The sequence below is a fragment of the Aquimarina algiphila genome, assembly GCF_007489275.1.
Lineage (GTDB): Bacteria > Bacteroidota > Bacteroidia > Flavobacteriales > Flavobacteriaceae > Aquimarina > Aquimarina algiphila.
On sequence record NZ_VLNR01000028.1, the window covers coordinates 35062 to 49007 of the forward strand.

At 31.2% G+C, this 13946-nt stretch carries 11 protein-coding genes; 6 read left to right on the forward strand and 5 right to left on the reverse strand.

Going from position 1 to position 13946, the window contains the following annotated elements:
- Positions 1-3: 3 nt before the first annotated feature.
- Positions 4-1218, reverse strand: coding sequence for a DNA polymerase IV (gene dinB, locus FOF46_RS14455; RefSeq protein WP_143916939.1), 1215 nt, complete (start codon positions 1216-1218; stop codon positions 4-6).
- A 184-nt stretch (positions 1219-1402) separates the two neighbouring features.
- Here dinB and FOF46_RS14460 point away from each other — a divergent pair, with 184 nt between their 5' ends.
- The 4 genes from FOF46_RS14460 (at position 1403) to FOF46_RS14475 (ending at position 8966) form a co-directional block, all read left to right on the forward strand.
- Positions 1403-2023, forward strand: coding sequence for a DUF1643 domain-containing protein (locus tag FOF46_RS14460; RefSeq protein ID WP_143916940.1), 621 nt, complete (start codon positions 1403-1405; stop codon positions 2021-2023).
- Between the two features lie 91 nt (positions 2024-2114).
- Positions 2115-4718 carry a UvrD-helicase domain-containing protein gene (locus FOF46_RS14465; RefSeq protein ID WP_167571849.1) on the forward strand — a complete coding sequence of 868 codons (2604 nt, stop codon included), beginning with the start codon at positions 2115-2117 and terminating at the stop codon, positions 4716-4718.
- Between the two features lie 151 nt (positions 4719-4869).
- Complete coding sequence (locus FOF46_RS14470; RefSeq protein ID WP_143916942.1) at positions 4870-5160, forward strand: hypothetical protein; 291 nt, start codon at positions 4870-4872, stop codon at positions 5158-5160.
- Positions 5157-8966, forward strand: a complete 3810-nt coding sequence (locus FOF46_RS14475; RefSeq protein WP_143916943.1) for an NACHT domain-containing protein — start codon at positions 5157-5159, stop codon at positions 8964-8966. Before FOF46_RS14470 ends, FOF46_RS14475 begins: the two co-directional genes overlap by 4 nt.
- Here FOF46_RS14475 and FOF46_RS14480 read toward each other — a convergent pair.
- Complete coding sequence (locus tag FOF46_RS14480) at positions 8963-9193, reverse strand: hypothetical protein (RefSeq protein ID WP_143916944.1); 231 nt, start codon at positions 9191-9193, stop codon at positions 8963-8965. The two genes, FOF46_RS14475 and FOF46_RS14480, sit on opposite strands and share 4 nt — an antisense overlap.
- 118 nt (positions 9194-9311) lie before the next feature.
- Between FOF46_RS14480 and FOF46_RS14485 the strand changes: the two genes are divergently transcribed.
- Both FOF46_RS14485 and FOF46_RS14490 read left to right on the forward strand, forming a co-directional pair.
- Positions 9312-10076, forward strand: a complete 765-nt coding sequence (locus FOF46_RS14485) for an SOS response-associated peptidase (protein ID WP_143916945.1) — start codon at positions 9312-9314, stop codon at positions 10074-10076.
- Positions 10077-10237: 161 nt separating this feature from the next.
- Complete coding sequence (locus FOF46_RS14490; protein WP_143916946.1) at positions 10238-11152, forward strand: hypothetical protein; 915 nt, start codon at positions 10238-10240, stop codon at positions 11150-11152.
- A gap of 46 nt (positions 11153-11198) precedes the next feature.
- On the opposite strand, the gene FOF46_RS14495 is transcribed toward FOF46_RS14490, so the two are convergent.
- Genes FOF46_RS14495 through FOF46_RS14505 form a run of 3 tightly spaced genes read right to left on the reverse strand, consistent with a single transcriptional unit; the run spans position 11199 to position 13943 of the window.
- A complete protein-coding gene (locus FOF46_RS14495; RefSeq protein WP_143916947.1) occupies positions 11199-12017 on the reverse strand; it encodes an adenine nucleotide alpha hydrolase family protein in 819 nt (272 codons plus the stop codon).
- A gap of 5 nt (positions 12018-12022) precedes the next feature.
- The gene (locus tag FOF46_RS14500) at positions 12023-13042 is read right to left on the reverse strand and encodes a zonular occludens toxin domain-containing protein (RefSeq protein ID WP_244299623.1); all 1020 of its coding nucleotides are present in this window, start codon (positions 13040-13042) and stop codon (positions 12023-12025) included.
- The gene (locus FOF46_RS14505) at positions 12984-13943 is read right to left on the reverse strand and encodes a hypothetical protein (RefSeq protein ID WP_143916948.1); all 960 of its coding nucleotides are present in this window, start codon (positions 13941-13943) and stop codon (positions 12984-12986) included. Before FOF46_RS14505 ends, FOF46_RS14500 begins: the two co-directional genes overlap by 59 nt.
- Positions 13944-13946: the final 3 nt, after the last annotated feature.

Below are 13946 nucleotides of genomic sequence, written 5' to 3' on the forward strand. Positions count from 1 at the left end.
AAGTTACTGTTTACGGTGAGCTAATAAAATTGGTGGTTCTCCATTGAAAGGGTTTCTATTGTCCCTTACTGTTTTCACTTCCATAGTTGATGCTCGCATTACGCTTGCAGCCCCATATCGTTTCCTAAGATGATCTAATGCAGCATATAAGTTCAACTGTTTTTCGTTATCATCAAACAAATTAATCTGATAATTACCTCCTGCCAAATGAGAAAACTTAACACCTATCAAACGTATCAATACTCTGCGTTGATATAACTTTTTAAATAACTCCTGAACCACAGGTAGTATTTTATGATCCGCACTTGTGTATGGGATTTTTGCTTGTTTGGAGTACGTGCTAAAATCAGAATATCGAATTTTAACCGAAACACAAGAAGTCAGTTTATCTCCCATTCGGAGTTGAAACGCCAAATTTTCCACCATTGCAATGATGGTAGATTCCAATTTCTGAATATCGATGGTGTCTTTGTTATATGTGCGTTCGGTTGAAATAGACTTACGCTCATTATAAGGTACAACTAACGAATTGTCAATACCATTAGCACGTTTCCATATAGTTTCTCCATTTTTGCCTAAAACAGAAATAACCATTTCAACGGGCATTTCCTGCAATAACTTAATGGAATGCACTCCTAGATTTCTTAAGGTTTGTGCCGATACTTTACCAACCATTGGAATTTTACGTATAGCCAAAGGTGCAAGGAAACTCTTTTCAAACCCAAGATCGATTTTGAGTTGATTATTAGGTTTGGCTTCTCCCGTAGCTACTTTAGAAACCACCTTATTTTGAGATAGTCCAAAGGAAATGGGCAAACCTGTTTCTTTAATTACCCGTTGCCTTAATTCCTTTGAAAATTTATAACAACCGAAAAAGCGATCCATTCCTGTTAAATCGGCATAGAACTCATCAATACTAGTTTTCTCGAAAAGAGGGACTTCTTCCTTGATAATATCTGTTATTGCATTGGAGTATTTCATATAGGTTCCAGAATTCCCACGAATACAAATAGCTTCAGGACACAACTGTCTCGCCATTTTCATAGACATACCTGAATGAATCCCAAATTGTCGGGTTTCATAACTACAAGCAGCAACTACACCACGATCTCCAGTACCGCCAACTAATACTGGTTTTCGCATTAGTTCGGTATTGAGTAAACGCTCTACCGACACAAAAAAAGTGTCTAAATCTAAGTGTAAAATCGACTTTTTCATTTTGTTTTCCCTTCCCTGTTAAGGAAATACAAAACTACTTAAAAAAATCTTAATTTAGGAATAATTCCTAATTTTTGGATTTATTCCTAATATGAAATTATTATATGCAGTCTTCATTAAAGACAATTTTCGGATTTAAGACAAAGAATTACTACATTTAGAAAACAAAAATTAACCAACATCTATGCAAGAAAACTTCCATATCACAGGGTTTTTTTATGAAAAAGAAGGTTTTAAATTCAGGGAATTCTTAAATATTAAACATCTTTCGTGTACTAAAACTAATCCGGATTTAATGGTAATTATGATGAATCCTGGATCATCTAAACCTTTAGATGGAATTGACAATAATAATAAGATATCCGAAGCTAAACCTGATAATACACAAGACCAAATAATGAGAATTATGTTACATTTTGGCTATGAGTATTCCAGAATATTAAATCTTTCTGATCTGAGAGAATCAAAGAGTAAAAAATTCTATCTCAAAGTAATCGAATTAGAAAAAAAGAAAATAGATCACTCTATTTTTGATAAAAGCAGAGCAAAAGACTTTGAAAACCTATTTGTCTATGGTGTACCCGTTTTGTACGCTTGGGGAGTTAGTTATAAATTAAGAAAATTGGCTCTAAAGGCAATAGAAAAATCTGGAAACACTCCTTCTCACGGATGGAGAAAAGAAGGAACAGAATGGGGCTATTATCATCCATTACCTCCAGATCGCAATAAACAAAAAAAATGGATTGCAAAAATTACAGAAGCCATAAACACGGATAAAAAATATCCAGAAAAAACTACTATTTAATTTTATGAAATTTCTAGTATATTTTAGTATTGGCTATAGTCTATTTCTTCTAATTTATTTTATACGTAAACATCTTAAAAAAAGAAAAGAAATGAAAAAATCTTTAGCACTCTTGCGACCAAAAATAAATGCAATTAAAAAAGCAGTTGTCGAGTTTGAAGGTTTTTTGAATCTAGATTATAGCTATTTTTCTAACCATACTCTTGAATCTTGGAAAGAGAACTATTTAATTCTACGTGCTTTTATTGAAATAAATTGTCCTAACTATGAAAATATAGGATTAGAACAGCAAGTTGTTAGTGTGATAAAAGGGTTTCAGAATTTCTATACCAATGGTCAAACTATTCGTTCCTCCTTTAACAAACAATTTCTTGTAAGAGAGAAAGAGAAATACAATCAATTTTTTAGTGACATAGAAGGTAACAGCTTAGATGACCAACAACGTAGTTGTATCATAACAGACGAGGATAATAACTTAGTCATTGCAGGTGCAGGATCAGGAAAAACTACAACAATAGTTGGAAAAGTAAGTTATGTCTTAGATCGATATAAAATAGCTCCTAATAGAATCATTCTGATTTCTTTTACGACTGCTTCTGCTAATGACTTGATAAAGCGAGTTGGAATACCTGGTATTGATGCAAAGACATTTCACGCATTAGGACTAAATATTATTCGTAGCGTAGAAGGTCACAAAGTATCTATTTATAATAGCGATATGCTAAAAAAAGATATTGGAAAGATTTTCAATACATTTTTACAAGATCCCACATACCTAAAAAATGCTACACGATATTTTACATATTACCTAAATATAGATAAATCAGAATTTGATTTTGATAATCAGGAAGATTATATCCTATATATCAAAGAGCAAAATTTTAGAACGTATCGTAAAAAGGGTGAATTGGTCAAAAACGAAACGATGAACAGAGAAATTGTAAGAAGTAGAGAAGAATGGCATATTGCTAACTTTTTACTCTTTCATAATGTACACTATGAATATGAGCATCCTTATGAGTTCAATACGTCTTCCATAGAATATCAACAATATAAACCAGATTTCACCATTTTTGCAGGAGATCAAAAAATTTACTTAGAACATTTTGGAATACAAAGAAACGGAGATGTTGCTCCATTTCTTGCCAATGAAAAACAAACCTATGAACAAGCTAAAGCTAAATACAATAACGATATTGAATGGAAACGAAATTTACATAATGAAAATGGAACGGTACTCATTGAAAGCTATAGTTACGAAAAAAGTGAAGGTGTACTTCTGAAGAACTTAGCCGAAAAGTTAAAAAAAGCTGGAGTACTTCTAAATCCAATGACAGAAAAAGAAAAATGGGACATTATTAATGGTGTAGCTTCCACAGAAATAAATAACACCGTAGATTTAATAATACAATTTCTAGCCTTATATAAATCCAATAATACATCTAAAGATGAAATTGAAAAAAAATTGAACAAACAATTTGGCTTACCTAAAGATCGTAGTAACCAGTTTCTAAAACTTTTTTTTCCTGTATATGATGAGTATCAAGCAATGCTAAAAAAAAGAAAAGAGCTTGATTTTAATGATATGATTAATAAGGCTATTGGATTTATAAATGATGGTCATTATACTAAAACCTATGATTACATCATAGTAGATGAATTTCAGGATAGTTCTAAAGCCCCTTACGAATTGCTACAAGCTTTTAAAACGACAAACCCAAGCTGTAAACTATTTTGCGTAGGAGATGATTGGCAATCAATCTATCGATTTGCAGGAAGTGATATAAGTTTATTTAATAACTATGAAAACTTCTTCGGAGTTACAAGTACTAGTAAAATTGAAACCACGTATCGTTTTAAAAACCCTATGATACAAATCTCCGGAGGTTTTATATCCAAAAACCCTAATCAGATAAAAAAGGAACTAAAGAGTTTTTCGAATACCGAGGTAACCGATTTGAAAATAAGTTATTCCAAAACTGAAGGAAGTGATGATACCGAAGCTTTTTTACTAGGGTTTTTAAAGTATATTTTTAATGAACTGAACGTCAAAACGGGTAATAAGTATTCAACAAAAGCTTTGATTTCCAAAGTAGACAATGGTGAATTTGATAATTTTCTAAAAGAAATACAACAAAAAAAATTCTTGATATTAGCACGAAATAATCGCGATGTTAATAGGCTTGATAAAGACGATGACAAAATAACAGTGATCCCAAAGAAGGATAAAAAAGATAACATTAAAATAAGAGTTTCTTTGTTAAATAGAACTTTTGAAATGGAATTTATGACTATGCATAGATCTAAAGGATTGCAAGCCAATGTTGTATTTATCTTAAATTGCAATGCAGGGCTTTATGGCTTTCCTTCAGAAGTGAGTGATGATCCAATTATAGAGTTGCTGTTAAGTAATTCAGAACCCTATCCGTATAGTGAAGAACGTCGACTATTTTATGTAGCATTAACCAGAGCAAAGGAAAGAACAATTTGTATAGCAAATGAAAATAGGGCATCAAGATTTATTAATGAAATAGATCAAAACAACAATAAGAAAGTAAAGAAATGTCCTAGATGTAAATCTGGAACTTTGCAACTCAGAGAAAACAAAGAAAAATCACGTTCTTTTTATGGCTGTTCTAATTTTAGATATAAATATGGATGTAAGTACACTAAAAATGTAAAAAAGGTATCATAAATACGATACATCATCCTTTTGCAGAAGCACTGAATTAGGCAATAAAAGAAAAATAGAAAATAATTTATACAAAAAAAATCATTTTCTATTTACATCGTATAATATTCTAGTATATTAATTAAGAATAACAAATTATAAAACTAAAAATATAATGAAAAACATAATAAAATACATTCTTATAGGAATAAATATAATTGGACTGATAGCCATTTTTATTTGGTATTATACGGAAAACCCGAATGCGGAACCCATTGTAGTTGGGATTGCACAGGTAGGAACATTACTAACTATTCTTTTTGAAAAAAGGATATCCCGAAATAGTAGCTCTATTTCAAAAATTGATAATTCAGACGTCGATGTTGAAGAAGTTAGCGATGGGCGCGATGTAAAAATCACCGAAGTATCAAGAAATTCCAGAATAAAATATAGACGAAATAAATGAAAGAAAAGATATACAAATTCTTCGAATCAAATACCCCAACAGTAGTAATTAAGGAGATTGAAAATTCGGATGTGGATGTAGTAATCATCGAGAACCTACATTTTACAACGGAAGATGATCTCATGGGCATTTTATCCAAAAAAAAATTATCAAAAGAGAATATCTCCGATAGTGATAAATCGAAATTTATAGGTAATCTTAAACCGCACGAAACTCATATTAATAGAGATTACGGTATCCAACCTTCAAGTACGACCCCGTTGAGTTGGTTTCACCATGATGAGGAAAGTCTTCGAAATTTATCCTCTATTACAAAAGAAAAAGGGAATAATAAAGTATTGATACTTGGTAATGCAGGACTAGGAAAAACTCATGAACTTAAGCATTTAGCTTTAGAGATATGGGAGGATAAGTCTGATCCTCGAATACCTATATATAGTAACTTTAAAAACTTTACTACTCAAAATGTATTAGAAGGATTTATTTATAAAAAATGGAAGCTTATTGATAACGCCATATTTATTTTTGATGGTATCGATGAAATACAAGACATAAAAGATTTTATTTCCAAACTGCAAAACTTTATAATAGCATTAGAAAGAGAAGATGCTATATTTAGTATGGTGATTAGTTGCAGAACTAATATATATGAAAGCCTTGCTAAGAGTATATCTGGTTTTAAAATTTTCTATCTAAAAGAGTTAGTTTATTTGCAAGGTAAAAGATTGTTAAAAATATGGAGTGGGTCTATAATAGATGATTTTAGTTTTAATCAAAACCATTTAAACTTTCTAAGAAATCCGTTTCAAATAAAGAGACTTTCAGAATATATTAATACTCATAATAAATTACCATCAAATACCGCTATATTATGGAAAAGTTATATAGATGACAGGCTATCTTATGATGCATCTAATAAGTTTAAGAGAATTGATCTGAATACACCATTAATAAAGAGTTATTCCAAAAAGATTTCTTTAATAAATGAATTGCGAAAGTCCAACGTTTTTAACCCAGATCAACTTTTTAAAATAACCAAGAATAGTTCTTCTGATTGCAATGAGTTTATGATGAATCCTTTGTTGGATAAAGTTCCTGCATCTGAAGATTGGTATTTTGTGCATCGTAATATCCAAGAGTATTTTGCAGCATTAACTATTTCTGATATGGAATTCGATGATATTATCGACATTATTCAGATTGAAAATACAGGAAAAACAAACCCATCCCTATTTAATACCATTAGTTTTTTGCTTAATATATTAGATGAAACTGATGAAAAATATGTTCCTTTAATTACATGGTTTTTGGATAATGAACCTGAACTCCTATTTAAAGCGGAAGGTGATAGGATATCTCCAGATATAAGGGAAAAGGTTTTTAAAAATTACTTTCAAAAAGAATGTAAAGAAAAAACGCTCTGGATCAGTACTAAAAGGAGTTTTAGTGTCCCAGAAATTGCAATATTTGGGAGTGTTCCAAATAACCTTACATACCTATTAGGTGAAATAGAAGACAAAAAAAATCATAATAGGGTAATTATTTCTGCGATAAATCTTTTGGCATTTTTCGATATACCAAGAAATGAGATTCCAAAACTAAAAACTTTTTTAATTGACTGCCTTAGAGATCCAGAATATAACATTTCTATAAAATCCCAAATTATTGATTGTATTACGAAACAAAAATTAAGTGAAAATGACGATGAATATATTGACTCCATTTTTGCAATTTTCACTAAGGATTCTGGAAATGAAATCAATAGCATTTTACTATATTTAATTGAGGATCATCCAAATCCAGATCGATTTTTTGAATTCATTTATAATGAATTTTTAAGAGCAGAAGGGATTCAACCAAGAGCAAATGATGATGGAGTAGATAGAAGGAATGATTATAAAGTAAAAGGACTTATTTTAAAATTAGAAGCACCAGAAAATTTTCTAGCCATCGCGAAGCATCTTTTCAGTTATGAATCCAAAAATATATTAACAGCTCATAGTTCATTATTACAAAGTTTTGTTGAAAAATGTATTAATCTAATTGAGATTGATAATAGTTTTATTAATAACATTCTTTCCTATATAAAGAATGATACATTGTTATATTCACGTCGCTCGATTTTAAAATCTATTATAAATAGGAGTGGCACTAATCAAAGAGCAATTTCGCATCTTTTGAATAATTTTACATTTGATCGAATATCGTTTATTTTAACTTCTATATTGAACTATGATTCGTTGAATATTGTTTGTGAAAAAATGATTGAACTAGGTTTAACAGGTGAAACTGTTGAGCGTTTCAGAAATAATATCGCCTATGATAGTAATAGAGAATTAGCTCAAAGGTTTGAAGATATAATGGGTGAAAAAGGAATAGTTTTCCAAAGTAAATTACACTCTAAAGAAGATAAACAAAACCAAGAAACTGCTTTTCTAAATAGAATACAATCAAATTTTGATATTTTATTTCAGCCCGATAGAATCATTGCGGAAATTGAAGCAATTTTTATTGATAACGATCATATTCCTATGACCTCTAATCTAATTCATGATATGACGATGAAATGGTATAATGAAAATGGTCACGCAGGAGAATTGATTAAACCTTTAGCTGTACTTCAAGATTTGTCCAATAGGCACGGAATAAATCAATTTGATCTAGTAAGAGAAAAATTAGAATCCGATGAGTTTTACAGGATGGATGAAATTATGACGGTAATACAGAGGTATGAGAAAGATCAACGAAAGTATACAGTTTCAAAAAAGCAAAAGTTAATTATTTCAGAATGGTGTGAAAGGACAAGTAAAAGTATTGATCTAGAGAAAATTATTATTTGGGGGAAATCAAAAGGTTTTGGTCTAACTGAAGATTTCGATAAATTAAAAGTAATATTTTTCTATTTGGATCATTTTAGTTTTATTCTGGATCAATCCTTTCTATTAGATTGTGTCCAATTTTTTAATATGGGAATATCAAATTTTGACAATGAAAATTTTGAGAGTCTATATAATAAAATCAATGATAAGGATTTATTTGATGCCAGAGTAATTGATAATGTTCAACATAAAAGACTAACCTCTTTTGCCTTATCAAGGCACGTTGACTATGCTTTGGAAAATAGTTTGAAACAAGCTTATCCAAAAATACGTGACTATTTAACCAATCTGGATGCCCATCATAACGAAAGCAAGAAGCTCAAATTGTATTTAGAAAGATCATCTGATAGCAGCGTATTAAAGGATTGTTGTACAAATATTCATAGTAGCATTTGTTGGTCAGCAATAGAAATATTAGTGGAAAGAAAAGAGGAAAAGGTTCTTTGCATTCAACTTGCACACGAGTACCTTGATTCCGGAAAAGACATTTTTATATCAAATGCTATTAAAGTATTGTTTTATTGGAAAGAGAGTGATGCTATCAGGGAATTGATAAAAGTTGTGGATAAAGGGTTATTAAGAGTTTTATCAGATAATAAATTCAATGACTATGATGCCGTAGAAAGTTATGATATTATAGAAGAATTATATGAGGTTTTTTATATAAGCCCAACAGAAGGTCTTGAAGGAAATTTTGGTAAAACGTTTACACAAACGTATATTTCAAATCTTTCTGTTTCCGATGAAGGATACGAAGGTGTACAAAGTGTATTGCAACGAATTAATACAAGGTTAAAAGATTCTGGAGATGACTTATTCTATATTAATTTGTTGATCGATAAATCAAAAAATAGACACGTCATTTCAAAATCAGAATCTTATAATTTTAAGAAAGCTCTTAAAATCGTTGAGCAGTTATGTGATTAAATAGATAATTCTTTTTTCATAAAATCTAGTGCCCAAAAAATAATACTACTTGATTCGTTGATATTAATTTGTTCATAAAACTGAATGTATGCACCATTAATACAAACAGCTCTTGCACTAAATGCATCGTCAGGAATTGCATCAATACATTTTATCGAGTAACTCCAATTTTTACCTGTTACATTATGATACTCCAGTAATGTATCTTCAATTCCAATTCTTTTCATACAATGAATAAATATTATTTTTCCCTATTACAATATTATCTTCTAAAAATTGAAACGGAATTATGTTTTATTAATTGTTAGAAACAATTCATTAAATTAGTAATAAACAAATTGGAGTATGTGTTACGATATTAAAACAAGTTTGGAAACCCAACTACAAAGAGCTAAACTCAACAATGATTCACAAAAAATTGTTGAACTCACGGAAAAACTAGCTCCTTTTACGGATCTTCCATTATATCATTCTTCTGGATTTAAACACCCTCAAATTCTTATTTATACTGATGAGTCACCTAATGTACCCATTGTTTCTACTTGGGGATTAGTTCCACATTGGGTGAAAGACCAGGAACAAAAAAAGAAGTTATGGAATAATACACTGAATGCTCGTGGCGAGACTATTTTTGAAAAGCCATCATTTCGGGATTCAGCAAAAGATAAAAGATGCCTTATATATATAGACGGATTTTATGAGCATCACCACTATAATAATAACACTTATCCATTCTTCATATATAGAAAAGATCTAAAACCAATCGCACTTGCAGGTTTGTGGAGTGAATGGAGAGATATAGAAACTGGTGAGCTTCTTTACACATTTGCCATTGTAACCACGACGGCTAATTCCTTAATGGGTAAAATTCATAATAATCCCAAATTAAAAGAACCTCGTATGCCTGTCATTCTACCTGAAGAATTAGAAGACAATTGGCTTAACCCAATAAATGATGAGTTGGATAAAAAAGCTATTCAAGAGTTAATTCGAGAATATCCAGAAGAAGAATTGGATGCATATACCGTAGATCGATTGCGAGGTAAAGAATACAAAGGAAATACTAAAAACATTTCAAATAAGCTTGAATATAAAGATTTAGTCTTCTGAGAATTCTATCGAATGAGAATATTAATATGACCTATTAACATAGTGTTTAAATATTCCCTGAATTTTTATTACATTTAGGAAACGAAAAACAGTCATAAAACCCCATATCCAAATACTTGGATATGGGGTTTTTTATTTAATTAATTTAACAAAATTACATTATGAACAAATTTCTATTTTTAGTCTGTACTTTTTTTTCTGTAAACTTTTATGCACAAGATGTTATCAAAGAAAGCGATATTGTTATTTTAAACATTGATATGCCATTCATTGACAAAATTCTTTCCTATGAATATCAAGAAGAAATTTTGGTTGAAATACCACCAAAAAATGAAGGTGATGAAACTACCTATGAAAAACAAATCATAACAACAAATAGACCTAAAATATCTGAAACTAAATATTTACGCTCTTGGGTTAGGTTTAAAGTTATAGATATTGATGATACCAATAAAAAGGTAATTTTAAAGGCTCAAAATTTTACACGGTCTTGGAGGAAAAGGACATTTGGTAGTAAAAAAGCTGACTGGATAGGTAATAAATACAATGATATATTATATACCGTTAATAAAGATGAATTTGATAAATATGCAACCAAATATGTAAAACAGAAAAAAAAGGGAAGTGGAGCTTATTCTGTAGGTCTATTGTCTTTGCCATTTAAAGCACGACCAGTAACAACCGTAGAAGGTCAATCTGGAAGTTTGGGTTTTGATACTGATTTTAACCTAAATTCTACTCTAAATGTTAGATTAGGAGGAGGAAAGGAAGGTTCTACAAGTTTAAATTTTCAGATGGGTGCTGGTATCGGTAGTGTTGGGTTAGATAGTAACAATGCTTCCTTAGTAGAATCAACAAAAACACAAGATGTGGCAACCTTAACAGGTTTAACAGGTCTAATGCTGGAATATGACAGAGTACAATTTGGTATCTATATTGGAGTAGATTATATTAATAATCAGAGGCAGTTTGATTGGGAAAATAATGGAAATATATGGTTTGGTCTTGGGATTGGATATAGAATTTTTAACGTGAGTATTTCTGATCAGAATGAAAAACAAAGTCAAGAAAAATAAAAAGTAACATAGAATTGATGAATGTGAAGGGGTTTGTGGGAATAACTTAAATTCCACAAACCCCTTCACATTCATCAATCAATTCAGGAAACATATTAAGTTGTTTTGATGATAATTCTTTACCTTTTAGAATATCTATAATGACCTCTTTAAGTGGTCTGCAGGAACGATGTATAAAACATTCATCATTGATACCTGGATAGTTCCTAAGTTTCTCATCTAAAATTGTTGCTGCTTCGAAATTATCAGGGTCATTTTCGTAAATCCATAACCAATAATTGTCAGAATGATATGGGCATACTACGCAACTGGAACGAACTGGAACAGGGATAGAATGTGCTTTAAAATTGTTGATACAATCAATTCTTTTATATCTTTTTTCAATCAAAGGAAAACGATGACTAAGCCATTTTACATCAGCTTCCTTCATACGCTGTAACTCATCATAACTAATACCTAGCCATAAATTCACTTTGCTCTTTTTCTGTACTACACTCCTTATAAACTTCCGTACAGGTCTAATCTTATAATCTCCTGTACATTGTCTTTTAAGCATTGATTTTTTTCCCGTAGTTGGGTTCTTAATAAAAAGTGGTATTCCTGAAGGTCGCTTGCGATTCGAATCAAGATAATCTAACATATCTTGATACAAGTTACCTCCAGTAGTCACATCGATGGTAAAATTGTATTCCTGATCAACGTATTTTATCAACCACTCTAAATATTTGTATACTCCTTTTGGTTCATTTCCAGTATCAGAAAATATGGCAAGGTCAGGTACCTTATCAAATTCTCCTCGAAGACTTCGTAAAAGTAAATCCGTGGATTGTGTTCCTGCTCCTAATGAAATAATGTTGTATTCCATCGCTTCTAATTTAAAACTGGACTTAGAATTTTATCATCGTGATAACGTAGGTAATCCGAAATCAACTTAATAATTGCTGCATTACGATCCTTATAAATTGGTTTACTATAAAAATCTAACTCATTAAGCATCATTCGTATAGTAGATTTTTCTTCCTGATCAATAAATCGTTTGCACGCTCGAATATAGGCTGCTCTAGTACATCCACTAACTTTTCGTCTCCGCATATCGATATACACAAAAAAGCTTCGTTGTTTTTTGTATTCTGATTCAGTTTTAAACTTACCTTCATCCATTGCTCTGGAGCATAAATCATATTGTTCATTAACTATGAGTTGTGCTATTCTAACAATCGAGTAATTAGGGATTCTCTCTTTGTATTTTGTAACAGGATCAACCTGATGGTGTAATCGTATCCAAGTGCAAGCTTGAAACTGTGTTGTTGTTACCTTACCTAAAGATTGATGTGAAAATAGAATATCAATTCCTTTATGTCTAACGGTAGTCAAAGCTCCTATAAGGGATTGTCCTTTTGCACCCGTCATATAACTATCCGTATCATCCAACACTATAAGCCCATTCTTAAAGTGATTTACGATTTTTTCTGCCACTTCTCTCTTTTCTATGTTGCTCATTGCCTTACCTCCTTTCTTAAACGGTAGGATTCTTCTAGCAGCAACCTTTGTTAGTGCCTTTATATAATTTGGGCTTACTGTACGGAATGTCGGATAATCATGTCCATTAGTATCAAAAGCTAAGACCTTTCTACCTTTTTTACCCTTTTCTGGATTATCCTTCATATAATACTTGATCTCCAAATTGGTACGAAAAGTTTTTCCAACACCCATTTCCCCAATGATAAGCATCACAAACGGATCACGTTCTAAATCTTCATTACTATATACAATAGGTTTCCTACCCTTAGTAGATTTTTTCTTAGTCTTTGATTGTGTTGACATACCTTCATCATTCTGTGCGATCTTCTGCCACTTCGACAATTGCGTTTTCCATTCTTGGTTCTTCATCGTATTCTTCTTGAACTATTACGGGATCTACTACTTCCTTTTCCTTTAAGGGTATTTCTTCTTTTTTAGGCTCTGGTTTCCCATTGATTTCTTCATAAGCCATATCAAGAACATCTTCTTCTGAATCATCATCCTCTAAATCGATATCTGAATACCCTTTTTCTTCTCTTACGATATCCAGAATACGTTCGACCAAAAGATCATTTTCTGCCTTGATCTCCATTACCACCCGACCTTTTTTAAATAATATTGATAATACAACAGCCATCAATTGTCTTTCTGGAGTAAGTTTTTTTGCCTTTCTTTTTAGAATCTGAATTAATAATGGTTTTAATAAAGCCTTATCTTCCTTATCTAATTTTATCCGCTTTACATTCTTGTCATTCTGAACATCAATGAGTTCTATTATTTCATCAAAATCATAGAATTCCTTGTGCTTTCTGATCTTTACAAAATAACCCCCTCCTAAATCGATCAAATTATTAACCGTTCCAAAAATGCTATCAGCAGCCTGTTTAGCAGCATCCGTTGGCAACTCAAATTCTTCCTTCTCGTTATCATTGTTAGTATTAGAGTCCTCCTCACTCATATTTGAATCATCTTCAAATCCACTGCCAATTTCCTGTTCTGGTGCATCTAAAGGTGTTTCATCCCTTGTATCAAAAGTTTCTTGTTCCATTGCTTTTCCTGAATTCTTTTCTGCTTCATTAAAATCATTCCTTTGTCCTGGTCTATCTGGTTTCCAAATATTCCAATCGTTAGGTTTTGTAACACCCGCTATTTCCTTTTCAATGACTGCCTGATTTAATGGACTCAAAACTTCATCCTGAATATCCTCAAAACCAATATCATTTGGGTTTTTCAATACATCTACTACTTCTTTCTCCAATTCTTTCTTCATATC